Origin of the sequence: Fodinibius sp. SL11 (genome assembly GCF_052060035.1) — a bacterium.
Classification (GTDB): Bacteria; Bacteroidota; Rhodothermia; order Balneolales; family Balneolaceae; genus Fodinibius.
Genome location: NZ_JBPOEA010000004.1, coordinates 136,397 through 158,420, shown reverse-complemented (window position 1 = coordinate 158,420; position 22,024 = coordinate 136,397). Strand labels below are relative to the sequence as shown.

The 22,024-nt window shown below is 38.5% G+C and carries 19 protein-coding genes; 13 read left to right on the top strand and 6 right to left on the bottom strand.

Annotation, left to right across the window (positions count from 1 at the left end; all coding sequences use genetic code 11):
- Window positions 1-64 precede the first annotated feature (64 nt).
- The 6 genes from ACQ76V_RS07850 (at window position 65) to ACQ76V_RS07825 (ending at window position 2,835) form a co-directional block, all read left to right on the top strand.
- Window positions 65-688, top strand: a complete 624-nt coding sequence (locus ACQ76V_RS07850; protein WP_440999935.1) for a Crp/Fnr family transcriptional regulator — start codon at window positions 65-67, stop codon at window positions 686-688.
- A 68-nt stretch (window positions 689-756) separates the two neighbouring features.
- On the top strand, window positions 757-1,020 hold the full coding sequence (locus tag ACQ76V_RS07845) for a hypothetical protein (protein WP_440999934.1): 264 nt from the start codon (window positions 757-759) through the stop codon (window positions 1,018-1,020).
- A 1-nt stretch (window position 1,021) separates the two neighbouring features.
- Complete coding sequence (trxA, locus tag ACQ76V_RS07840) at window positions 1,022-1,342, top strand: thioredoxin (RefSeq protein WP_440999933.1); 321 nt, start codon at window positions 1,022-1,024, stop codon at window positions 1,340-1,342.
- A 2-nt stretch (window positions 1,343-1,344) separates the two neighbouring features.
- Window positions 1,345-1,794 (top strand): OsmC family protein, encoded by a 450-nt coding sequence (locus ACQ76V_RS07835; protein WP_440999932.1) that lies wholly within the window; start codon window positions 1,345-1,347, stop codon window positions 1,792-1,794.
- Between the two features lie 72 nt (window positions 1,795-1,866).
- Window positions 1,867-2,346, top strand: a complete 480-nt coding sequence (locus tag ACQ76V_RS07830) for a Dps family protein (RefSeq protein ID WP_440999931.1) — start codon at window positions 1,867-1,869, stop codon at window positions 2,344-2,346.
- 102 nt (window positions 2,347-2,448) lie between these two features.
- Window positions 2,449-2,835, top strand: a complete 387-nt coding sequence (locus ACQ76V_RS07825) for a DUF302 domain-containing protein (protein WP_440999930.1) — start codon at window positions 2,449-2,451, stop codon at window positions 2,833-2,835.
- A gap of 15 nt (window positions 2,836-2,850) precedes the next feature.
- Here the strand turns inward: ACQ76V_RS07825 and ACQ76V_RS07820 are convergent, their stop codons facing one another.
- A complete protein-coding gene (locus ACQ76V_RS07820) occupies window positions 2,851-3,933 on the bottom strand; it encodes a 3-oxoacyl-ACP synthase III family protein (RefSeq protein WP_440999929.1) in 1,083 nt (360 codons plus the stop codon).
- A gap of 365 nt (window positions 3,934-4,298) precedes the next feature.
- Between ACQ76V_RS07820 and ACQ76V_RS07815 the strand changes: the two genes are divergently transcribed.
- Both ACQ76V_RS07815 and agaR read left to right on the top strand, forming a co-directional pair.
- Complete coding sequence (locus tag ACQ76V_RS07815) at window positions 4,299-5,582, top strand: acetyl-CoA hydrolase/transferase family protein (protein ID WP_440999928.1); 1,284 nt, start codon at window positions 4,299-4,301, stop codon at window positions 5,580-5,582.
- Window positions 5,583-6,308: 726 nt separating this feature from the next.
- Window positions 6,309-7,073 carry a transcriptional repressor AgaR gene (gene agaR / locus ACQ76V_RS07810; protein WP_440999927.1) on the top strand — a complete coding sequence of 255 codons (765 nt, stop codon included), beginning with the start codon at window positions 6,309-6,311 and terminating at the stop codon, window positions 7,071-7,073.
- A gap of 11 nt (window positions 7,074-7,084) precedes the next feature.
- Here the strand turns inward: agaR and ACQ76V_RS07805 are convergent, their stop codons facing one another.
- The 5 genes from ACQ76V_RS07805 to ACQ76V_RS07785 are packed head-to-tail and all read right to left on the bottom strand — an operon-like array spanning window position 7,085 to window position 12,901.
- Window positions 7,085-8,878, bottom strand: coding sequence for a sodium:solute symporter family protein (locus ACQ76V_RS07805; protein WP_440999926.1), 1,794 nt, complete (start codon window positions 8,876-8,878; stop codon window positions 7,085-7,087).
- A gap of 21 nt (window positions 8,879-8,899) precedes the next feature.
- Window positions 8,900-9,901: an amidohydrolase family protein gene (locus ACQ76V_RS07800; protein WP_440999925.1), complete on the bottom strand. Its 1,002-nt coding sequence runs from the start codon at window positions 9,899-9,901 to the stop codon at window positions 8,900-8,902.
- A 6-nt stretch (window positions 9,902-9,907) separates the two neighbouring features.
- Window positions 9,908-10,732 carry a class II fructose-bisphosphate aldolase gene (locus ACQ76V_RS07795; RefSeq protein ID WP_440999924.1) on the bottom strand — a complete coding sequence of 275 codons (825 nt, stop codon included), beginning with the start codon at window positions 10,730-10,732 and terminating at the stop codon, window positions 9,908-9,910.
- A gap of 42 nt (window positions 10,733-10,774) precedes the next feature.
- A complete protein-coding gene (locus ACQ76V_RS07790; protein WP_440999923.1) occupies window positions 10,775-11,932 on the bottom strand; it encodes an SIS domain-containing protein in 1,158 nt (385 codons plus the stop codon).
- 51 nt (window positions 11,933-11,983) lie between these two features.
- Window positions 11,984-12,901, bottom strand: coding sequence for an EamA family transporter (locus tag ACQ76V_RS07785; RefSeq protein WP_440999922.1), 918 nt, complete (start codon window positions 12,899-12,901; stop codon window positions 11,984-11,986).
- Between the two features lie 251 nt (window positions 12,902-13,152).
- Between ACQ76V_RS07785 and ACQ76V_RS07780 the strand changes: the two genes are divergently transcribed.
- From ACQ76V_RS07780 to ACQ76V_RS07760, 5 genes are all read left to right on the top strand, one after another.
- A complete protein-coding gene (locus ACQ76V_RS07780; RefSeq protein ID WP_440999921.1) occupies window positions 13,153-16,272 on the top strand; it encodes a SusC/RagA family TonB-linked outer membrane protein in 3,120 nt (1,039 codons plus the stop codon).
- A gap of 39 nt (window positions 16,273-16,311) precedes the next feature.
- Window positions 16,312-17,781, top strand: coding sequence for a RagB/SusD family nutrient uptake outer membrane protein (locus ACQ76V_RS07775; protein WP_440999920.1), 1,470 nt, complete (start codon window positions 16,312-16,314; stop codon window positions 17,779-17,781).
- A 74-nt stretch (window positions 17,782-17,855) separates the two neighbouring features.
- Entirely contained in the window at window positions 17,856-18,815 is a 960-nt protein-coding gene (locus ACQ76V_RS07770; protein WP_440999919.1) for a carbohydrate kinase family protein, read from the top strand.
- Window positions 18,812-19,903 carry an amidohydrolase family protein gene (locus ACQ76V_RS07765; RefSeq protein ID WP_440999918.1) on the top strand — a complete coding sequence of 364 codons (1,092 nt, stop codon included), beginning with the start codon at window positions 18,812-18,814 and terminating at the stop codon, window positions 19,901-19,903. The genes ACQ76V_RS07770 and ACQ76V_RS07765 overlap by 4 nt, the downstream gene beginning before the upstream one ends.
- A gap of 10 nt (window positions 19,904-19,913) precedes the next feature.
- Complete coding sequence (locus tag ACQ76V_RS07760) at window positions 19,914-22,004, top strand: glycoside hydrolase family 36 protein (protein WP_440999917.1); 2,091 nt, start codon at window positions 19,914-19,916, stop codon at window positions 22,002-22,004.
- The last annotated feature ends 20 nt before the right edge of the window (window positions 22,005-22,024 follow it).

The window sequence follows — 22,024 nt, the reverse complement described above, 5'->3', positions numbered from 1 at the left end:
TTTAGGATAGGTCACTCTTTTATTTCTTATATTAAGGGTCATCCGCTAATTTTTATCAAAGAGTATGAAGCGCCCCACTGATCTATCTTCACTGACATCCGCACTGGAAGAAAATGTAGATCTGTCGGATCTGGGAATAACCAAGCATTTTGGTCCCAGTGAAACCATAGTGACCGAAGATGCACCTGTGCGATCCATACCTATTGTAACGGCCGGAAGTGTGAAAGTGATGCAATCTGACGATACCTATAAGGAGATGGTCTTGTATTATTTACAACCCGGTGAGACGTGCATTATGTCGTTTTTGGCCGGCTTGTATCACGATACCAGTAAGGTGAAGGCAGTGGCCGAAGAGGAGTCAGAAGTGTTGTTTATTCCGGTGGAGAAAATTCATGATTTGATTCGAGAGCATCCCGAGTGGTTAAACTATATTTTTCAGATTTATCACAAGCGATTTGTTGAATTGCTGAACGTTGTAGATGCGGTGGCGTTTAAGAAGATGGATGAGCGGTTGCTACAGTTTTTGAAGAAACGCTGTGAAGTGATGGAAACCGATACGCTGACAATGACGCATGATCAGCTGGCGCAGGAACTGGGAACAGCGCGTGAAGTGATATCCCGACTGCTGAAAAAGATGGAGGCGGAGGGGCTTGTTACATTAGGAAGAAATAAGATTACCCTTATGTGATAATTGTCACTGACATTGGTTGAGCAGTCAGGTATCATTGGATATAATTGATAAAAATAGATGTAATCATGCATAAAACGATGAAACAGACGTTGTTACATAACTGGCATCCGATGCGCTGGGTTGCCCTTAGTGTCGGTTTATTTTTTGTAGGCATGGGCGGTTGGCATGCAGATATGGTATCGGTATTGCTGGGTGGATTTTTCTTGTTCCAGGCAGCGACGAATACCGGGTGTCTCTGTGGAAATTGTGCAGTCGCCCCACAGTCTATGTCTGAATCGGGAAGCAGCAAAATTGACGACGTTGAATTTACAGAAATTAAAGAAGACTGATATGGCTGAGACAAAGAAAAAGAGTACAACATTTAATGACATTATTAAAGGAGAAAAACCGGTACTGGTAGATTTTTATGCCGACTGGTGCGGACCCTGTAAAATGATGAACCCTATTCTTAAGGATTTAAAAAAGAAGATGGGAGACACCATCAACATTATAAAAGTTGATGCAGAAAAGAATGCCGACGCTGCCATCAAGTATAATGTCCGTGGTGTGCCAACGCTTATCCTCTTTAAGGATGGTCAGATTCTCTGGCAGCAGTCTGATGTGGTACAGGCCAAGCAGTTGGAACAGATTATTAATCAAAAAATAGGGTAATAATGAGCGACCAAAAGCACGAGTACCAAGTAGATTTAGATTGGAAAAAGGGACGTATTGGCACGCTGAGTTCTCCTGAATTAGATGCGACTATAGAAGTGGCCACACCTCCTCAGTTCGATGGTGGCGTAGAGGGTATATGGTCACCCGAACATCTTTTTGTTTCGTCGGTGAGCAGTTGTTTTATGACTACCTTTGTAGCTATTGCCGAGTATTCAAAGTTGAATTTTGAAAATCTTGAAGTGCAAGCAACTGGTAAGCTCTCTAAACAAGAGGGAAAGTTTGTGGTTTCAGAGATTACCCTGAAACCTGAACTTACAATTACTGATGAGAAATTTGCTGAAAAGGCCAAGCGGATCATGGAAAAGGCTGAAGAGGCTTGTCTGATTACCCGGTCGATCAAAACAAAAATTAATTTTGAGCCTAAAGTAACGGTCGGGTTGCTTGATTAAAGCTGGAAATATAGAGAATTACCTAAAAGTATAGAACAGACATTCATTCAATAAAACGAAAGAGAATATATTATGAGCAATTTAAACAAGATCGGTCTTGATAAAACCAAGTCAAAAGAGTTGGAAACAAAGCTGAATGAGCTTCTGGCGAATTACTCGGTGTTTTACCAAAATACACGTGGATACCATTGGAATATTAAGGGAGATGACTTTTTTGAACTTCACCTAAAGTTTGAAGAGTTGTATAACGATCTGCTGGTGAAAATTGACGAGGTGGCCGAACGTATTTTAACGCTGGGCTATTCCCCAAATCATCGTTATTCCGGATATATCGAGGAGTCTGATATTACGGAAAGCAAACAGGTGTCGGATGGTAAAACAGCCGTGCATGAAATTTTGGATGCGTTTACAACCATTATCACTTTGCAGCGAGAAATTCTGGAGCTTTCTGATGAAGCCGGGGACGAAGGAACCAACGCTTTGATGAGCGACTACATCCGCGAGCAGGAAAAAGAGGTTTGGATGTATTCTTCATACGTTGATAACAATTAATTGATGGAACGTAGATACAAATAAAGGCCTTTAAGATTACTCAGGGGCCATTATCATTGGGATTCTAAAAGCAATTTACACAATATTAAATCACTCATAATTATGTCGTATTATTTTAGCAAAACACTGGATACTACTTTTGAGGATGCCATAGAAAAAACCACTGAAGCGCTTAAAGAAGAAGGCTTTGGTGTGCTTACAGAAATTGATATCAAAGCAACACTCAAAAAGAAGCTCGATGTAGATTTTAAGAAGTATCAGATTTTGGGGGCATGTAATCCGCCACTGGCCCATAAAGCCCTGAATTCAGAAGACCATATTGGATTGATGCTGCCCTGCAATGTGATTGTGCAGGAGCACAAAAACGGGAAGGTTGAAGTTGCTGCAGTGGACCCCGTTGCTTCGATGCAGGCCGTCGACAATGAGGAGCTTGGAGAAGTAGCCCAACAGGTTCGTGACTTGCTGAAAAAAGTGATTAACAACTTATAAGTTGAAGTTTTCAGCTTAAGGCATCTTATAAACCATTGAGTTGATATTCATGCCTGCGCCTACGGATGCAAAAACGAGGTTATCACCGGAATTTATGTGATGGCCATCCATTTTATTGTGTTGAATAAGGTCGAGCATGGTAGGTACGGTAGCAACAGAGGTGTTGCCAAGCCATGAAATTGTCATGGGCATAATATCATCAGAAATATTTTTCTTGCCGCATAATTTACCCAATCGCTTTAAAATGGCAGCGTCCATCTTGGCGTTGGCCTGATGGATAAGCACTTTGTGAACATCATCGAAATCGAGGTCTGCTTTCTGCAGGCTTGACTTTACAAGACTTGGCACATTGGTGAGTGCATACTGATACAGCTTGCGACCATCCATGTGCATATAAAGGGGAGCGTCTGCTTTTTCAGGGTCGAAAGGAGGTTCCATCCGCAAGTAATAGGCTTGGTCTTTGGCATCTGTTCGTGCGGCATGACTCAAAATCCCGATGTCTTCATCTGTTTCCCGGGATTCTAAAACCGTAGCACCAGCCCCGTCAGCGTAAATCATGCTGTCTCGGTCATTAGGATCGCAGATACGCGAAAGTGTTTCAGTGCCAATAATCAGGCAACTGGAAGTATCACCACTTTTTAGATAATAGTTCGACTGGATAATGCCCTGCAGCCAACCGGGACATCCGAATGGGAGATCATAAGCTACGCATCCTGGATTAGTAATTTCCAATTTTTGCTTCACGCGCGAAGCCAGGCTGGGTACCATATCGGTAACGGGATTATCGGCGCGAACATCTCCAAAGTTATGGGCTACAATAATATAGTCCAGCTCTTCGGGATCAAGATCGGCGTCTTTAAGTGCTTTTTGAGCTGCCTCAGCTCCCATATCAGAAGCAAGAATATTATCGGCTGCGTAACGCCGCTCTTTAATCCCGGTAATCTCCTCAAATTTCTGAATGATTTCCTCATTGGTCTTATCAAATGAAGAACCGTTGGCAGTTAAAAAGGTACGGTCCAGAAAATGAGAGTTGGAAACTTTGTTGGGGGGTATATATGAGCCGGTGCCGGTTATTACAGTACGAAAAGAAAAAGCCATAAAAGAATATCAATCAGTAAAATAAGCGTTGAAAATATATTAACAATATGATGTTAGCATGGTGCTTATAATTTTGTATAACTGCAAAAAATAAAATAGCTCAAACCCATATAAAATAGAATAAATTTATTTCATACTTTTTTGTCTTTTTATTGGATTTTCTTCATACCGATTACATATTAAAATGATTATTTCAGGGTGACTTTTGGGGCTTTAGAAGCTTCACGATGAATGAATACTTATGAATTTAGATAGCATCCAGGAAAATTGTTTTATTGCGGGTGAAAACGTTTTAAAGCTCTTATTTATTATTGATTAAAAAATCCCAAATGACAACCATTTAACCGTTTAAGAATCATAATTCTATGTCTTATAAAGACAAGTACACCACCGCAGAAGAAGCTGTAAAGCTCATCAACTCAGGAGACCGTGTGTTTATCCACAGTGTTGCCGCTGCACCACAACCACTTATCAATGCGATGACAGCACGAGCTCCGGAACTTGAGGATATTGAAGTGGTTCACTTACATACTGAAGGCGAAGCGCCCTATGTAAAACCGGAATACAGCGATACCTTCCATACCGATGCGTTTTTTGTAGGAGCTAACGTTCGCAAGGCCGTAAACGAAGGGAGTGCAGATTATTTACCCATTTTTCTAAGTGAAGTTCCGGGCCTGTTTCGCCAAAATATTATGCCTATTGATATGGCTCTTGTTCAGGTTTCACCGCCCGACAAACACGGCTACTGCTCGCTGGGTGTTTCTGTGGATGCTTCTCGCGCTGCCCTGCAAGAAGCTAAACGCGCTATCGCGCTGGTAAATCCTAATATGCCGCGCACGCACGGTGATGGTATTTTCCATGCCAGTCGTTTTAATGCACTGGTAAGATCAGATGAGCCTCTGCATGAGCTTTCCATTCCAGAGCCAAATGAGGTTGAGCGAAAAATTGGTCAAAATTGTGCTGATCTTGTCGATAATGGAGCGACGTTGCAGATGGGGATTGGGGCCATTCCCAATGCAGTGCTGGATGCTCTTGGCAACCATAAGAATTTAGGTATTCATACCGAGATGTTTTCTGATGGGGTTATCGATTTGGTGGAAAAGGGGGTCATTAACGGAAAGGAGAAGGCTACTCATCCGGAAAAAATTGTAGGCAGTTTTGTGATGGGAGGACGAAAATTGTACGATTTTGTGGATGACAATCCCATGATTGCCATGCTCGATGTGGAGTATGTAAATGATACGGCGGTGATTCGTCGAAATCCCAAGGTAACGGCGATAAACAGTGCGGTAGAAGTTGATATTACCGGGCAGGTTTGTGCCGATTCCATTGGGACTTATCATTATTCGGGGGTGGGCGGACAGATGGACTTTATCCGTGGTGCTTCTTTAAGTGAAGGAGGAAAACCAATTATTGCCCTGCCGTCGACAACCAGCCGCGGAGAAAGTAAGATTGTTCCTCATCTAAAACAGGGAGCCGGTGTTGTAACTACACGTGCCCACGTGCATTATGTGGTTACTGAATATGGTGTTGCTAATCTCTATGGTAAAAATATGCGTGATCGCGCCAAGGCCCTTATTGGGATAGCGCATCCCGATCATCGTGAAGAGCTGCAAAAAGCAGTACATGATCGGTTTAAACACGTCTGATAAAAATTAAGTGATAACTTTCCATTTTTATAAAGCCTCATTCAATATGTGGATGGGGCTTTCTTTAATGCTGATAGACAAGGTGCAGCCTTAGCAATAATACCAGTACAAGTCTTAAATTAAAGGAAGTGTTAAAAAAAAGAAGCCATAACTCATTGATATCGCCACTCTTCTCTAAGATGTGACTAATATCCTTGTCTCGAAATGGGTTTTTTGGGCAAGAAAATAAAGCCTTTAAATAGCTGTAATTTATTGCTATTCAAAGGCTTAGTAGAGAGTACGCCTGAGAGGATTCGAACCCCTAACCTCCTGATCCGTAATCTATGCGATATATTCCTGTGCGTGAAATGGGCAGCGATTATGGGATTTCATGTAGTACTATTTGTAGTACCGAAGGGGAATAAGGGGAAACTGTTTCCCGAAAAATATTAGGGTGTAATTCTGTAGAGTAATTATCCTTTTTGTAACTTGGAATCATCTCCTCTCAATTCTTGCTATTCTATAACATTAACATTGCGTTTGAATATTTGACTAAGAATAGGTGCATGCAACTTATCTTTGTGTGTGTGTTTTGGATCAAGATTATTTCTATTTACAGAGATTATTTTGGTTAAAACAGGTATTAGGGCTTGTGTTTCTTTAAACTAAAAGTACTATGAAGGGTGATTTTCTTTTTTTATCTTTTTTTCTGACATTTTAAATATATTTAATTGCAAAAATCATTTTATGAAATCAACTGTAGATAGAAGAGATAAAATAATTCAAAAAATTCAGAATGAAGGAGCTGTACGAGTTGATGAACTTAGTGAAGAGTTTGAGGTTTCTACGGTAACTATTAGAAATGATTTGGACTTCTTTGAGAAGAAGGGGTTAATAGATCGTACTTATGGTGGTGCTCTGCTGCGAAATAATGTTTACAACGATCCATCAATTGAAGAGAAGAAGAAAATAAATGTAGAGGAAAAGAAGCGAATAGGGGAATATGCTGCATCACTTGTCAATGATGGTGATTCAATTATATTAGATTCAGGATCAACAACACGAGAAATTGCATTAAGAATTAAGGAGAAGTCCAATTTAACGATAATGACCAATGCAATAAATATTGGTTTAGAATTGGCTGGTGCAACAGGGCTTGAAATTATGTTGACAGGAGGTGTTTTGCGTGATAAATCGTATTCTTTAGTGGGCCCTGAAGCAGAACGTACCATGCAAAATTACTATTTTGATACTCTTTTTTTAGGAGTGGACGGGATGGATTTTGAGCATGGACTTACAACTTCCAATCCGTTAGAAGCACAATTGAATCGTATAATGGTTGAGCGAGCAAATAGAGTAATTGCAGTTACAGACTCGACTAAGTTTGGTCGACATAGCTTCTCATACATATGTGACCTTACTCCTATTAATACTATAATAACTGATAAAAATATAGCTTCCGAGTTTGAGCAAAAGTTTAAGATGAGAGAGATTGAAGTTGTTAAAGTTTAATTATCAAATATCTATCTGCGAAATTGCAGTAATTTCTTCCATGAAATCATTAATAAGTAACTATCGATTATAGTAATTATGGTCAGGCTAATAGCAGGAAATATATTACCATAAATCCAGTATCCTGTTGCAAGTAGGGCCCCATAGATAGCAATTGTACCAAGTACCATACAAAGGATTCCTTGAGGAACAACCCATCCATCGGTTTCATTACCAGAGTTCTTTAAGTCTTCAGATGAGTGGATTCTAACTTTTTTCCATCCTGGTCCTCCGGGTTGAACTAGTTTTATGAATTTTTCTAATGTTTTAGAATCGGTAGGCCGTGTTAAGTACATTGTTATGACCCACGCTATCGTAGTAACAATGACGCCCGTAATTAGTTCTTGCCAACTGGTAAATTCTGGCAGGTTTGTAGATGCATGCAAGAATTGGAAATACATGGCAACTAAAAATGAAACGATCATTGCTGTTATCTCACTTGCTGCATTAATTCGCCACCAAAACCAGCGGAGTATGAATATTAGTCCTGTTCCTGCTCCAATTTGAAGTAAAATTTGAAAGTTGTCTAAAGCAGATTTCATTACCAATGCTAAAGCTCCTGCAAAAATCATTAAAACAACGGTAGAAATACGTCCTACTAATACCAGTTCTTTCTCGGAGGATTTGGGTCGAAGAAATCTTTTATAGAAGTCATTAACTAAGTAAGAAGACCCCCAGTTTAAGTGAGTGGAAATTGTAGACATATATGCTGCAATAAGGGAGGCAAGGACTAAGCCAATAAGTCCAGTAGGTAAGAATGTCAACATTGCAGGATAAGCCATATCGTTTGCAGCTACCCCAGAAGCTGTCGGAAAGGCTTCTTTCATAGAAGCCAAATCAGGAAATACAATTAGTGAGGCTAACCCAACGATAATCCATGGCCATGGACGTAGCGCAAAATGAGCCGCATTAAAAAAGAAAACAGCACCAACAGCATGATTTTCATTTTTTGCAGCAAACATTCTTTGGGCTATATACCCACCTCCTCCCGGTTCAGAGCCGGGATAATAAACACTCCACCACTGGACAGCGAGTGGAATGATTAACAATCCTAACATTTCAGATGGATTATTAAAATTCGGAAAAATATTTAGTTTTGGGATCACTTCTTTGCTTGTTAGGAGTCCCTCAAGCCCGCCTACCTCTGGTAGCTGGAGGGCATAGTAAGCTGCTGCTAATCCTCCAAGAAGTGACAGAAAAAACTGGAAAAAATCAGTAATAAGAATACTTTTTAGTCCCCCAAGCGAACTATAAATAACAGTTACAGTACCAGCAATAAGGATTGTTTGGAATGGGGTTAAGCCCATTAAGACAGTACCGATTTTGATAGCTGCTAATGAAACTGTAGCCATTACAATTACATTAAATAAAAAGCCAAGATATATAGCTCGGAATCCTCTTAGAAAAGCTGCTGACTTTCCACTGTATCTTAACTCATAAAATTCCACATCAGTAAGAACACCTGATCGTTTCCATAACTGTGCATAGACGAATACAGTTAGCATACCTGTTAGTAGAAAAGCCCACCAGCCCCAATTTCCGGCTACACCTTGCGTACGAACAATGTCTGCAACAAGGTTGGGAGTATCAGTTGAAAAAGTTGTTGCTACCATCGAGATGCCTAAAAGCCACCAAGGCATATTTTTACCAGCAGCAAAAAATTCAGTTGAGTCCTTTCCCGCCTGTTTGGCAAACCAAATTCCAATAATCAGAGAAAAGACTAAGTATGCAGCAATAATAAACCAATCTATAGTGGATAGAAGCATTGGCAGGATGGGATATATAAGTTATCGAGTATTTAAGTCGTACCAATTGATGGCATTAAACCTGTATATCTTTTCCAGAATAGGATCAGGTAGATTTAATCCATAAAATGGTTGATCAATCTGAGAAGATTGCATTTTTTGACCGGTGGACAAAAACTCCCAATGGCTTTTCCATCGTTTTTGCAAGTCGTTAAGTACTTTGGCCGGTTGCATACTGGGATCATCAATAATATCAGTCCCATAGATGATTCGGTTCTGATACTTTTTGAAGAAGTCAATAACGAACTCCCGGTTGTTAGCTGTGTGATAATATAGGTGGGAAATTCTTTCGGCCAAGTCTACAGCCATATTGGGGAACTTGTCCAATCGTTTTGAAAGTTCATCCAAACTCCACTCTAAGCTTGCTAAATGTAAGCCTACAAACTGTAGATCAGGATGTTTTTCTAGCCTTGCATCTCTGGCATTAATGTGATCCCAATAATCAGGATATTCGGGGTGTTTGTACATGTGATACTGTGGATGGTCAGAAAAGTAGTCACGATCACTTTGTACGGTCATGTCATTAACGGGAAGCCAACAGTTTTTGGGTTCGCCCTGGTGAGCTAAGACCGGAATTTTTTCTCTTTCAAGGAAGTCAAATACGGGATCAAATTTATTGTTATCCAGCATGAGGAAGGAGTCATCGTCACATTGAATAGACATGCCAATATTTTTCCAGAATTTTACACCGGATGCACCGTTTTTTATATCCTTTATAATTTTTTCAATAGTTCTTTCGGCCCAATCATCCTCAAAGATATTTTCGGAATCAATGGTAGTGGCATGAAATAAGAAGACAGTGGATTTTTTCTTATATGTTTCGGCAAGCTTTTTTTGCTTGGTAATAGAAGGGAAATCCGGAACCTCTGTATTTATTGTTAACAGATCGAAATTGTACTTGTCTGCAAGTTCTAAAAGGTTGTCTCGATCTGAATTAAAATGAATATGGGCGTCAATTTTTTTAAAACCATCAATTGCTGTCATGAAAAATTATGCCTTATTAACCATCGAAATTTTTTCTTCAAGTAGGTTTTGAACATGATTAATGGCTGTTGGAAAAACTTTTCTAAGATCGATTTCATCTGATTTTGGCAGTTGATCCCTAAGCGTATTCATGAAGCCATTTTTGACTTCAGTAGCTACATTAATTTTCCGAATTCCATTTTGTATAGCCGCTTGTATTTGATGATCAGGAATGCCAGATCCACCGTGTAAGACAAGGGCTGCAGGAGTACATTCTTGTATTTGACTTAATAGTTCAATATCTAAATTAGGTTCTTTGTCATAAAAACCATGAGCTGAACCGATAGCCACTGCCAAGGCATCAACTCCAGTAAATTCCACGAATTGTTGTGCTTCATCAGGTTGAGTAAAGGCCGCCTTTTCTTTTGATTGGCCTAATTTTGCAATATATCCTAATTCTGCTTCTACGTTTGCTCCATAGGGTTTAGCCATTTCAACAACTTGGCGTGTCACCTTGCGGTTATTCGCAATAGGTTGTTCGCTGGCATCAATCATCACTGAATCATAGCCAGCGTCAAGAGCTTTTTTTATAAGATCTGTATCCTTGGCATGGTCAAGGTGTAACCATGCATCTACTTTGTATTGATTGATAGCAGCACGGGCAAGTTTGGCTGTTACCTCTAATCCAAGGTAATCTATAGTACTTTTGGTAGATTGTAGAATAATACCGGTGTTCTGTGCAGCAGCTGCCTTAAGTATCGCTGAAAGAGTTTCGAAATTATAAAAATTTACTGCTAATAGTGCTTTGTTATTTTTGCTTAGGTTTGTGAATTGTTCTTGTAAAGATCTCATATAATTATAAAAAGGTTACTGATAGCTTGTGCCAAGAAAATATTATATATATAGTTTTACTCCTTCTACAACTCTTGAAATAGCTCCATTCTGGGAAGGATTGTCGGGATTTAACCCAAGATATTTTGCCTTAAGGAAACCAATTATTTGAGCAATTAATATATAGGGTATTGGTAAATATATTTCAGGCAATTCATTCAGTTGGTTTATTTGTATGTATGAGTCTACATGCTTATCTACATCATCGATATTGCCAATTGCTAAGGAATGCAGACCTAGATTTTGAAGGGATATTTGTTCAATTAAATCAAATTGATACTTAGCTACCCTTTGGTCGTTGCTTAATAAATAAATTAGTAAAGATTTATCATTAACAATTGCTTTGGGTCCGTGTCGAAATCCTAAAAATGAATCAAATTTGCCCAAGCAAATTCCGTCGGATAATTCTTGAACCTTAAGATGTGATTCACGGGCACATCCTAATAAAGGGCCATCTCCTAAAAAGATAATTCGATTAAAATCTTTGTTCGATATTTTGCTTAAAAGATCTAAATGGTGCTTAAGTATATAATTGCCAATATTAGATATCTTTGATACAATTGGTTCTAACTTTTCAATTTCGCTGATATTACTTATTAAAGAAGCAGCTAAAACCATTCCTGAAAAGCTGCCTGTCATAGCAAGTCCTTGATCTTCAGCGGAAGGCGGAAGGATAAAAGCGAAAGCATTTGATTTGTCCGCACGTTTAGCAAGCTCCCCATTTTTATTGCAGCTAATAATTAAATGACTAACTTGATCACAGTATTTATTAGCTAATGCAACAGTTGCTTTACTTTCCGGGCTGTTTCCTGATCTCCCAAATGAAATAAGCAGTAAAGGATGTGATGTATCAACTAAGTCGGTAAAATGGGTTACTAGGTCTGTGGTAGGGATAGCTTGGGCATTTTTAAAACCTGCTTTTTTAAAAGCATATTGAGTTATTTCTCCAATAAACGCAGATGAGCCAGCTCCAGTTAAAATGACATTAACCTCATCGGGGGAGTTAATGTTTTCGCTATTAAAAAAATTTAGAATCTCTTCTTTTTCAGATTTTAATTTTTTATAAATATCAATCCATAATTTTGGTTGCCCCGTGATTTCGCCACCCGTATGGATATCAGCATCTTCAAAAACTTTTAAAACTTCTTGTGATTCTTTCATAGATAAAACGAATTATACTAATAGTTCTAATTATTAAAAGAGTAATAGTAGCTAACTTGCATTTGCTGTTAGCTCTTCTTTTGTATCTTCATCTACTTCTTCCTCATATCCCATGAGTAATGCAGCAAGTATTGCCAATATCATCCCAGTAATAATAATTGGGTGGGGTATAACAGAATAAATAATCAGTGATAAAATAATTGTTATAACAGGTGCTAAAGCATTTGTCATTGGAGACACGATTATTGCTTTTCCGTATCTAAAAGCGAATACAAGCATCAGGGCTCCAACGGCATTAAGTGTTTGTATTATAGCAGCTAAATAAGGGCCTTTAAATCCCCAATTTATTGGTTGAGAAAAGTCAGTCATATAAAGTGCAACCGGGATGAGCATAATGGCTGTTGCCATCATATAAAAGAAAATACTCTCTGCCTTCATGCTGTTATTAGCAAACCGAAGTACGAAAGCTTGAAAACCCCATGCACCAAAAACTATTAAGGCTAATGCAAGCCAAAGAAGGTTGCCATTAGAGTTTGCTGAGGGTTCTTGGTATGAGAGAAGAGGGATTGCAATTAAAGCAAGAACAATACCGGCCCAACCAAGTTTACCAGTTTTTTCTTTAAGAAAGATCTTAGAAAGAATAATGGTAATTACTGGTGACAATGATATTATGGGAAATACCAGATATGCCGGCCCAAGCCTAAGTGTCTCAAAAAGTATTAGCTGTCCACCTGCTCCAGTGAATCCTGCCAACGCTCCATAAAAAATAGCTTTTTTATCATAATTCAGTTGCCAGTTTATATTGTATAATGCTACTATTGCGGGAGGGATCATTGTTAACGCCCAAACAACATATCCTAAAGTCGCGGGAAAACCAGCTTTTTCTGTTATTTCAATTAAGGCACCCCATACTCCCCAGAAGAGGGTGGTTATTATCGCATAAATCAACCAATTTTTTGATTTAATCATAAAGGGCTATGTATTTCTTTTAATATCTTTCGTTATGGTACTTTTATTTGCTTTAAGTAAGAAAAAAAATGAAACATAAGAAAGTAAAAAATACCTTTATTGCCCTTTTAATATTTAAATATGTCTAAAAAGCGGGATTAGATCCTTTTGGGCGGGATTTATAAACTTTTGTTATTTTATTTTGATTTTAAAAATTGAATGGTTTAATTAGAAAAAGAAATAAAACGAAAGAACTGTATGGGATAATTAGAATGAAATCGTTATTTATTAATCACTTTATCAAAAGTTCTAATACAATGAAACGGATAAAAAAAACAAGTAAAAGTTTGATAGGCATACGGCTAGTAGTCAGCACATTGTTGTTTCTTTTTTTAATTAATGGATTGGCAAACTCAGTAATGGGGCAGGATAATGAAAAAAGTGTCCAGGGTATTGTTACTGATAGCCAAACTGGCCAAACCCTTATAGGAGTTAACATTACTTTGAAAGGGACACAGCGAGGAACTACTACTGGAACCGATGGTAAATTTGAATTGGACGTACCAAGTGAGGAGTCAATTCTTGTATTTTCTTACGTGGGTTACGGAGAAAAGGAGGTTAGGGTAGGTTCCCAAGACTATCTTGAAGTACAACTTGTGGAAGATGTAGGTAGTCTCAATGAGCTTGTAGTTGTTGGTTATGGAACCCAGCGAAGAGGTGAAGTCACTTCTGCAATATCTTCAATTTCTTCGGAAGAAATTGCCCAGCAGACTACTACTAATATTAATCAAGCAATTCAGGGTCGAATTTCAGGTGTTAATGTTACACAAAACAGTGGTACGCCTGGTGCTGGCATATCAGTAGATGTTAGAGGTATTGGTACAATTGGGAATAGTAGTCCGTTATATGTAATCGATGGAATTCCTGGTGGGGATATAAATTCTATAAACCCAAGCAATATTGAATCTATAGATGTTTTAAAAGATGCCTCTGCAGCAGCAATTTATGGAGCAAATGGGGGTAATGGAGTGGTATTGATATCTACGAAAAGTGGAGCAAGTGGACAGACGCAAGTTGATTTGGATATGACTTATGGAGTTCAGCAGTTATCTAATAAGGTCGACATGCTAAATGCGGAAGAATATGCTCGTATGCAAAATGAAGCACGGTCTGCATCAGGGTTACAGACCTATTGGGATAATCCTTCCTCTTTAGGACAAGGAACTGATTGGCAAGATGAGTTATCAAGAAATGCGGCAGTTCAAAAATATAATCTGTCTGTTTCTGGAGGTAATGAAAAGTTGCAATACTTTATATCAGGTGGCCATTATAATGAAGAAGGGGTTTTAATCGGTAGTGGATTTGAAAGGTCCTCAGTTAGAGCAAATGCTGATTATGAAATATCTGATTTTTTTAAGATAGGTAACAGAATATCACTTTCCCGTACGAACCAAGCGGCTATACCTGAAGATTATCCATTTGCTACTGATAATCGAATAGTTGGAGCTTTAGAAATGTCACCAACAGTTCCAGTTCGCCGCGATGGAGAATTTGCAGGTCCTCAGGGAGATTTTGAGGGTAGTAGTCAAGGTCCTAACCCAGTAGGTTTGGCAACTATAAATGAGGTAGATAATGAAATTTCTAATGTTGTAAATCGGTCATACCTTGAAATAAATCCTACATCAAATCTTAGGATTAAATCTGAATTTGGGGTAGACTATTCAAACGGTAATTATTTTGAATTTGACCCAACATACAGATGGGGTATAACTTCAAACTCAATAGCGGAGTTGATTAGAAGTAACAGTAATAGTTTCAGCTGGACTAGCCAGACCACTGTTAATTATGAAGAAACATTCATGCAGGATCATGATGTTGAGCTACTTGGTGGTTTTTCGGTTAGTGAGTCTCGGTATGAATCGATAGATGCTTCAGCCCAAGGGTTTATTAATGAGAATGTAACTGTCTTAAGTGCAGCAGATAATATTACAACTCTATCTGAATTCGTTGAAGAGGAGGCATTAATAGGATATTTTGGTCGTGTAAACTATTCATATCAGAATAAATATCTTTTCACTGGTAATTTAAGAGTTGATGGATCCTCAAAATTTGGTGAGGGCAATCGGTACGGTACTTTCCCTTCTTTTTCATTGGGTTGGAGACTTACTGAAGAAGAATTCTTATCTGATGTTGATTTTCTGTCTAACTTAAAATTGCGTTTTAGTTGGGGGAAATCCGGTAACTCACAAATAGGTAATTATAATTATGCAACGAGATTGAATCTCTCGCAATATTATGTTTTGGGTGATGCACAGGAAGTGGTTCCTGGCGTTGCACCAGTGGGAGTTCCAAATGAGGATGTGAAATGGGAAACTACGACTCAGACAAATATCGGTGTAGATTTGGCCGTTTTTGACGACAAGGTCAATTTTACAGCAGATTACTATGTTAAGACAACATCAGATATGCTCGTGCCAATACCTATTCCAACAAGTGCTGGTATACCTGAAGCTCCATACCAAAATGCGGGAGAAGTTGAAAATAAAGGCCTTGAGCTCGCTCTGAAATATCAAAACTCTGCGGGTGAATTTTCCTACAGCTTTGGCGGTAATTTTTCTACTGTTAAAAATACAGTGTTGGACCTTGGAGGAGGGTTACCTATTGGATCTCCAATCCTTTATCGGGAATCTGTGCGTTTAACCAGAACTCAAGAAGGCAGATCCATCGGAGAGTTTTATGGATATAAGACGAATGGGTTATTCCAAACTCAGGATGATGTTGATAATCATGCGACTCAGTCAGGTGCTGCACCTGGTGATATTCGATTTGTCGATGTTAATGAGGATGGGGTTATTAATGACGATGACCGTACTTATTTAGGTAGTCCAATACCTGATTTCGAAGTTGCTTTTAATGCAAGCGCCTCCTATAAAAACTTCGATTTAAGTCTATTGATTAGTGGAGTTTATGGGAATGAATTAATGAATACGATGGGTTATCGCTTAGAAAATGGTTCTCATATCGGAAACAAAATGGCAACCGTGTTGGATCGGTGGACAGGGCCAGGAACTAGTAATGATATGCCACGACTAATCTGGAGTGACCCCAACGACAATGCTCGAATTTCAGATCGATATGTTGAAGATGGGTCATATTTGAGATTGAAAAATATTCAAATAGGATATAACCTTCCCGCTAGTCTATTAAATAAGTTAGGAGCCCGCAAAGTAAGAGTATATGCAAGGGCTCGAAATTTATTGACTTTTACAAGTTACAGCGGTTTTGATCCTGAATTAGGGAAGGTAGATAACAATAACCTTAATTATGGTATAGATATGGGAAGTTATCCTGTACCACGTTCAATTAACTTTGGTTTAAGTGTTGGATTCTAAATTTCTTCCTAATTTTTCAAATACAAAAAATTGATAGTTATGAAATCTTTAAAAGGTTTATTAATAATTTTTCTCCTGGTTTTCACAGGATGTAGTGATGAGATTTTGACAAAAAATGATCCAAATCAAGTTACCTCGGCAAACTTTTATCAAACAGAGGAAGATGCCGTTGCTGCTGTAAATGCTGCGTATGATCCTCTTCAATACGGTGGCCTATTCTCTAATAGTTATTGGTCAATTGGTGATATAACTTCTGATGATGCTCATAAGGGAGATGGAGGTAGATCCGATGGACCGGCTTGGTGGGAGTTTGATTTATTTGAAATCAAGTCAAGTAATTCGCTATTAGCGGATAGTTGGGCTGATAGTTATACGGGAGTCTATCGCACTAATATTGTTATGCGCGAGTTGCCTGATATAGAAATGGATGATAATCTAAAACAGCGATTGCTTGGAGAAGCAAAGTTTTTGAGAGGTTATTATTACTTCTGGTTGGTAAGATTGTTTGGTGATGTACCATTGATTACTGAGCCTCAAAAGCTTGGAGAATTGAGGGTAAGCAGGACAGATAAAAGCGAAGTATATAACCAGATTATTAGCGATATGAGTGATGCGGCTGACGTTCTTCCAGAGAGTTATGGCAGCTCTGATAAAGGTCGTATCACAAAGGGAGCTGCTAATGGTATGTTAGCTAAAGTTTATATGTGGCAGAAAAACTGGGAAAAAGCTGCTGAATTTTCCAAAAAAGTGATTGACTCCGGTGTATATGACCTACTCCCCAACTATGCTGATAATTTTGAGGAAGAATATGAAAACAGTGAAGAATCTGTTTTCGAGGTACAATTCACCAAGGGCGGTCCAAATGGAGCTTGGGGTAATGGAAGTGATGGTTCTATACAGCATATTAGTACTGCACCCAGAAACTCTGGTGTTGCTGGTTTAGAAGGTTGGGGATTTGATATGCCTAACCAAGATTTAGTTGACGCTTTTGAATCTAATGACCCGCGTTTAGAAGCAACGGTGTTAATGCAAGGATCGACTATTCAAGGTGGTAAACAATATGATCCCAATTGGTCTTCTACAGGTTATAATGCCAGAAAATATCTTGTTAAACGGGATGGTTTTATAGGGTCTGGTGCCGATTCACCAGTAAACTATCGTGTCATGCGTTATTCCGAAGTATTGCTGAATTATGCTGAGGCTCTCAATGAGATGGGACAAACCTCAGAGGCAAAACCATATGTTGATCAAGTTAGGGAACGAGTTGGGCTTGATCCATTACCTACAGGTATGACTCAGTCAGAATTCCGGCAGGCTGTTTACCAAGAACGACGTGTGGAACTTGCACTCGAAGGACATAGATGGTGGGATCTTGTTAGGACCGATAGAGCTATAGACGTAATGACAGAGCATGGTCGAGGAGATATTCAAGAACATCATCTCGTTTTCCCAATTCCACAATCAGAAATAGATGTAAATCCCGACTTAGAACAAAATCCGGGATACTAAAAGTGAGGTTGGACCTGTCCGGTATGTTTGTTCAATAAATCCGGACAGGTTTTTATTTAAATCATAAGAGGTTTATGAATAAGTTTGATGTTATTACAGTAGGCGAATTGAATGTTGATTTAATTTTTAACGAAATAGAAGGTTTTCCTGAAATTGGAAAGGAGAAATTAGCCGGTAGTCTTACGAATACACTAGGCAGCTCATCCGCGATATTTGCAAGTAACCTATCGAGCTTAGGACCTTCAGTTAGTTTTATTGGTAAAATTGGAAAAGATAGTTTTGGTAAGAAAGTTCTTTCTTCTCTGAATGAAAATGGTGTTGACACAGGTCTTATAATAACAGATTCAAATTTAGCAACAGGTGTTACTGTAGCCCTGAACTATGGTGAAGAGCGGGCTATGATTACCCATCAAGGGGCTATGACTAATCTGGGCATTGAGGATATTGCTGATGAGCATTTAGAAAAGGCTAATCATCTTCACTTTTCATCATTCTTTTTACAACCACGTATCGCAAAAGATTTACATGTCTTAATGCAGAGAGCCAAAAATATTGGATTAACAACTTCTTTTGACCCACAATGGGATCCTAATGAGGAATGGGAAATGAATTTAAAGGAAATTTTACCCTACGTGGATGTATTTTTACCCAACGAATCTGAATTAAAGTATTTAACCGGTAAAGATGACTGGGAAGTTGCCATAAAGGAATTGAGTAAGCTTGGTAATATCATTGTTGCAAAGCTCGGTTCAAAAGGATCTGCTTTTTCTAAAAATGAAAAATTAAAAACAGTAGAAGCCTTCCACAATAATAATGTTGCAGACGCGATTGGAGCTGGAGACAGTTTTAATGCCGGTTTTATAAGTAGGTTTATTGTCGGTGATTCTATTGAGGAATGTGCAAGATTTGGCAACCTAACAGGTGCTATTTCAACAACGAGTTCAGGTGGAACTGAAGCTTTTTCAGATAAAGAACATATAATTAAAATTGCCAAAGATGTTTTTGGACTAAAAAGAAATGAGATTGCTTTATGATTAGGTTAATAACATTGTTTCTATTGGGTTTAATGATCTCCAGTCCTTTATTTGCTCAGGATAATTCTTCAAGTGCACCGGCCGAGGATTTACTACTGAAAAATTATCGACCAGAATCACTTTATAAGGTACATAATTATAAGGCTGATAAAGCGAGTTTTAAGGCTGTTGATATGCATTCTCATGCATATCCTCAATCAGAAGAGGATATTGAGGAGTGGATTAAGACAATGAAAAAGAATGGTATAGAAAAAACAGTGTTGCTTACCAAAGCAACGGGCGAAAAGTACGATTCTCTGTATACTGTTTATTCTGAATACAGCGATTATTTTGAGGTATGGTGTGGGATTGATTATTCAGGATATGAAGAACCGGGCTTTGCTAAAAAAGCTATCAAGGAGCTTGAGAGGTTACACAAGATGGGAGCAACTGGAATTGGTGAGTTAGGAGATAAAGGTAAAGGATTATCATATTCTCATCCTGTTGAAGCTATAGGTTTACATATTGATGATGAAAGATTAGATCCAGTACTTAAAAGAGCTGGAGAACTGAATATGCCTGTAAATATTCATGTAGCTGAACCCTACTGGTTTTATATGGATATGGATTCTACCAATGATGGACTAATGAATGCAGTTAATTGGAGACTCGATAATCAGGAAGGGATTCTTGGGCATGGAGAAATGTTAACCACATTAGAGAATGCTGTTAAAAAGCATCCCGAGACTACTTTTATTGCCGCACATCTTGGAAACAGTTCATATGATTTGAGTATCATTGGGAATATGCTTGAGAAGTATCCCAACTTATATGCTGATGTATCAGCTCGCTACGCTGAGTTGTCTCAAATTCCCCGACATGTAAAAAGGTTTATCACTAAATACCAGAATAAGATCGTCTATGGAACGGATATGGGCACTGACAGTGACATGTATAATGTAACATTTAGAGTGTTACAAACGATGGATGAGCATTTTTATCGGCAAGATCAGTTTGGATATCACTGGAGTTTAAATGGATTTAACCTAAGTGACGAAGTGCTAAAGAAAGTTTATCAGAGTAACGCAAGAAAAATTTTAAATAAGTAAAATAAATAAGATGACAACAATCAGAACAAATATCCGTCTTTTAGGTGCAACCATCTTGGTATTATTTGCTTTTGGTTGTACAAATAACCAAGAACCGCAGATAACAAGTGGTAGTGTTACACTAACTTTTAATGAATTGTTGCATACAAAAGTAGAGTTTGCAGATTCTAAAAGGGAATTGCTTTTAAATGAATTCCAGCCTTCAGAATCAGTAACCATTAATGGGGAAGTCTTGAGTAACTTTAAGCTTGAGAATTTTCATTTTGAATCTATTAACAATGAGTTGGGCAATGGTCGTCGAATCACTATTACAGGAAATGCTTCCAATCCCCAATTTAATATTCAGAAAAATGTTATAGCAACAGCATACGAAAGTATACCAAACTTGATAACCACCCGTGTTGAATATGTAAACAATGGGGAGCAGGTTCTGGATTTAGATCGATGGAAAAATAATCATTATGTCTTAAGTGCTTTGGATGATTCTTTGGGTGAGAACAGTTTTTGGTCATTCCAGAGTGCTTCTTATCCTTCTCGCCAAGACTGGATATTACCAATTGGACAAGATTTTGAGCAACAAAATTATCAGGGGATGAATGCCTCTGATTATGGTGGAGGAACTCCAGTGGCAGATGTGTGGAGACCCGACGGTGGGTTGGCGGTAGGGCATATAGAAACTGAGCCTCAGCTTATTTCTTTACCCGTAAACTCAACTTCAGAAAATGATGGTGTGGAATTATCAGTTACCTTTGATACTGATAGTGTTTCGACGTTAAAATATCCTCATTCTATTCAGCCTGGAGATAGCGTATCTACTTTTGAGACTTTTCTTTCTACTCATACAGGCGATTATTATTCGTCACTGAGGAAATACAGGAAAATCCTTGATCTTAAAGGGATCGAATTTACTGATCCACCCGAAACCGCCTATGAACCAATATGGTGTGCTTGGGGATATGGTCGAGATTTTACCCTTGAGAAGGTATTAAATACTCTTCCGAAGGTGAAAGAGCTCGGTTTTGAATGGGCGGTGTTAGATGACGGTTGGCAAATTGCAGAAGGTGATTGGCAGACAAATGCCAAATTTAGTAAAACCACAATGAAGCAATTTGTGGATCAAGTACATGAACATGATTTGAAAGCAAAATTATGGTGGGCACCCTTAGCGGCGGATCCGGGCTCAAGAGTTCATGAGAATGAAAGCGAAATGCTCTTGATCAATAAACAAGGAGAATATCAAAAAATAACTTGGTGGGATAGTCATTATTTGAATCCAGCTCTGAAAACGACAAAAGAATATCATAATCAACTTGTAAAAAAATTTATGGGTGATTGGGGGTATGACGGGCTGAAAATCGATGGCCAGCATCTAAACCAAGTCCCTCCCGATTATGGAAATGATAAAAGCCAAGAATATCCCGAAAAATCCGTTGAAGAGTTACCTGACCTATATAATGAGATTTATAATACAGCGATAACTATAAAATCCGATGCTGTAGTAGAGATTTGTCCCTGTGGGGCCTCTGGATCTTCATTTATCATGCCTCATATGAATCAGCCTGTTTCTTCCGATCCACTTAATTCATGGCAGATTCGACATAAAGGAAAGACATACAAGGCACTAATGGGAGAAAATGCTGCATATTATGGCGATCATGTTGAATTAAGTGATAATCAGAATGATTTTGCTTCTACTGTGGGAATTGGAGGAGTCATTGGGTCTAAATTTACGTGGCCAGAGTCGTCAGCTCCTGGTAATGAATTTCTGTTAACAAACGAGAAAGAAGCCCTTGTTAGCAAGTGGATGGATATCTACAAAGAATATATGCTCCCCAAAGGTGAGTATAGAGGCGAGCTATATGATATAGGTTTTGATCGGCCAGAAACCCATGCCATTGAGAAAAATGGAAATCTTTTCTATGCATTCTATGCAGATTCTTTTGAAGGCCAGGTAGAACTTCGGGGTTTAAATGCTAATCAAGAGTATGAGCTTGTCAATTACGAAACAGGTGAACAGCTGGGTGTTATTAAAGGTTCAGATGCAAACCTAGAAACGAGCTTTTCTGATCACTTACTGGTTGTCGCAAAGCCACAGGAATAAATTGGAGCTGATATTTTGTG

Excerpts from the sequence above, each read along its gene's own strand:
- ACQ76V_RS07795 (WP_440999924.1), bottom strand. The coding sequence starts at position 10,732 with ATGAGATCTTTACAAGAACAATTCACAAACCTAAGCAAAAATAACAAA.
- ACQ76V_RS07850 (WP_440999935.1), top strand. The coding sequence starts at position 65 with ATGAAGCGCCCCACTGATCTATCTTCACTGACATCCGCACTGGAAGAA.
- ACQ76V_RS07765 (WP_440999918.1), top strand. The coding sequence starts at position 18,812 with ATGATTAGGTTAATAACATTGTTTCTATTGGGTTTAATGATCTCCAGT.
- ACQ76V_RS07805 (WP_440999926.1), bottom strand. The coding sequence starts at position 8,878 with ATGCTTCTATCCACTATAGATTGGTTTATTATTGCTGCATACTTAGTC.
- ACQ76V_RS07780 (WP_440999921.1), top strand. The coding sequence starts at position 13,153 with ATGAAATCGTTATTTATTAATCACTTTATCAAAAGTTCTAATACAATG.
- ACQ76V_RS07845 (WP_440999934.1), top strand. The coding sequence starts at position 757 with ATGCATAAAACGATGAAACAGACGTTGTTACATAACTGGCATCCGATG.
- ACQ76V_RS07775 (WP_440999920.1), top strand. The coding sequence starts at position 16,312 with ATGAAATCTTTAAAAGGTTTATTAATAATTTTTCTCCTGGTTTTCACA.
- ACQ76V_RS07830 (WP_440999931.1), top strand. The coding sequence starts at position 1,867 with ATGAGCAATTTAAACAAGATCGGTCTTGATAAAACCAAGTCAAAAGAG.
- ACQ76V_RS07815 (WP_440999928.1), top strand. The coding sequence starts at position 4,299 with ATGTCTTATAAAGACAAGTACACCACCGCAGAAGAAGCTGTAAAGCTC.
- ACQ76V_RS07820 (WP_440999929.1), bottom strand. The coding sequence starts at position 3,933 with ATGGCTTTTTCTTTTCGTACTGTAATAACCGGCACCGGCTCATATATA.
- ACQ76V_RS07785 (WP_440999922.1), bottom strand. The coding sequence starts at position 12,901 with ATGATTAAATCAAAAAATTGGTTGATTTATGCGATAATAACCACCCTC.
- agaR (WP_440999927.1), top strand. The coding sequence starts at position 6,309 with ATGAAATCAACTGTAGATAGAAGAGATAAAATAATTCAAAAAATTCAG.
- ACQ76V_RS07790 (WP_440999923.1), bottom strand. The coding sequence starts at position 11,932 with ATGAAAGAATCACAAGAAGTTTTAAAAGTTTTTGAAGATGCTGATATC.
- ACQ76V_RS07800 (WP_440999925.1), bottom strand. The coding sequence starts at position 9,901 with ATGACAGCAATTGATGGTTTTAAAAAAATTGACGCCCATATTCATTTT.
- trxA (WP_440999933.1), top strand. The coding sequence starts at position 1,022 with ATGGCTGAGACAAAGAAAAAGAGTACAACATTTAATGACATTATTAAA.
- ACQ76V_RS07835 (WP_440999932.1), top strand. The coding sequence starts at position 1,345 with ATGAGCGACCAAAAGCACGAGTACCAAGTAGATTTAGATTGGAAAAAG.
- ACQ76V_RS07825 (WP_440999930.1), top strand. The coding sequence starts at position 2,449 with ATGTCGTATTATTTTAGCAAAACACTGGATACTACTTTTGAGGATGCC.
- ACQ76V_RS07760 (WP_440999917.1), top strand. The coding sequence starts at position 19,914 with ATGACAACAATCAGAACAAATATCCGTCTTTTAGGTGCAACCATCTTG.
- ACQ76V_RS07770 (WP_440999919.1), top strand. The coding sequence starts at position 17,856 with ATGAATAAGTTTGATGTTATTACAGTAGGCGAATTGAATGTTGATTTA.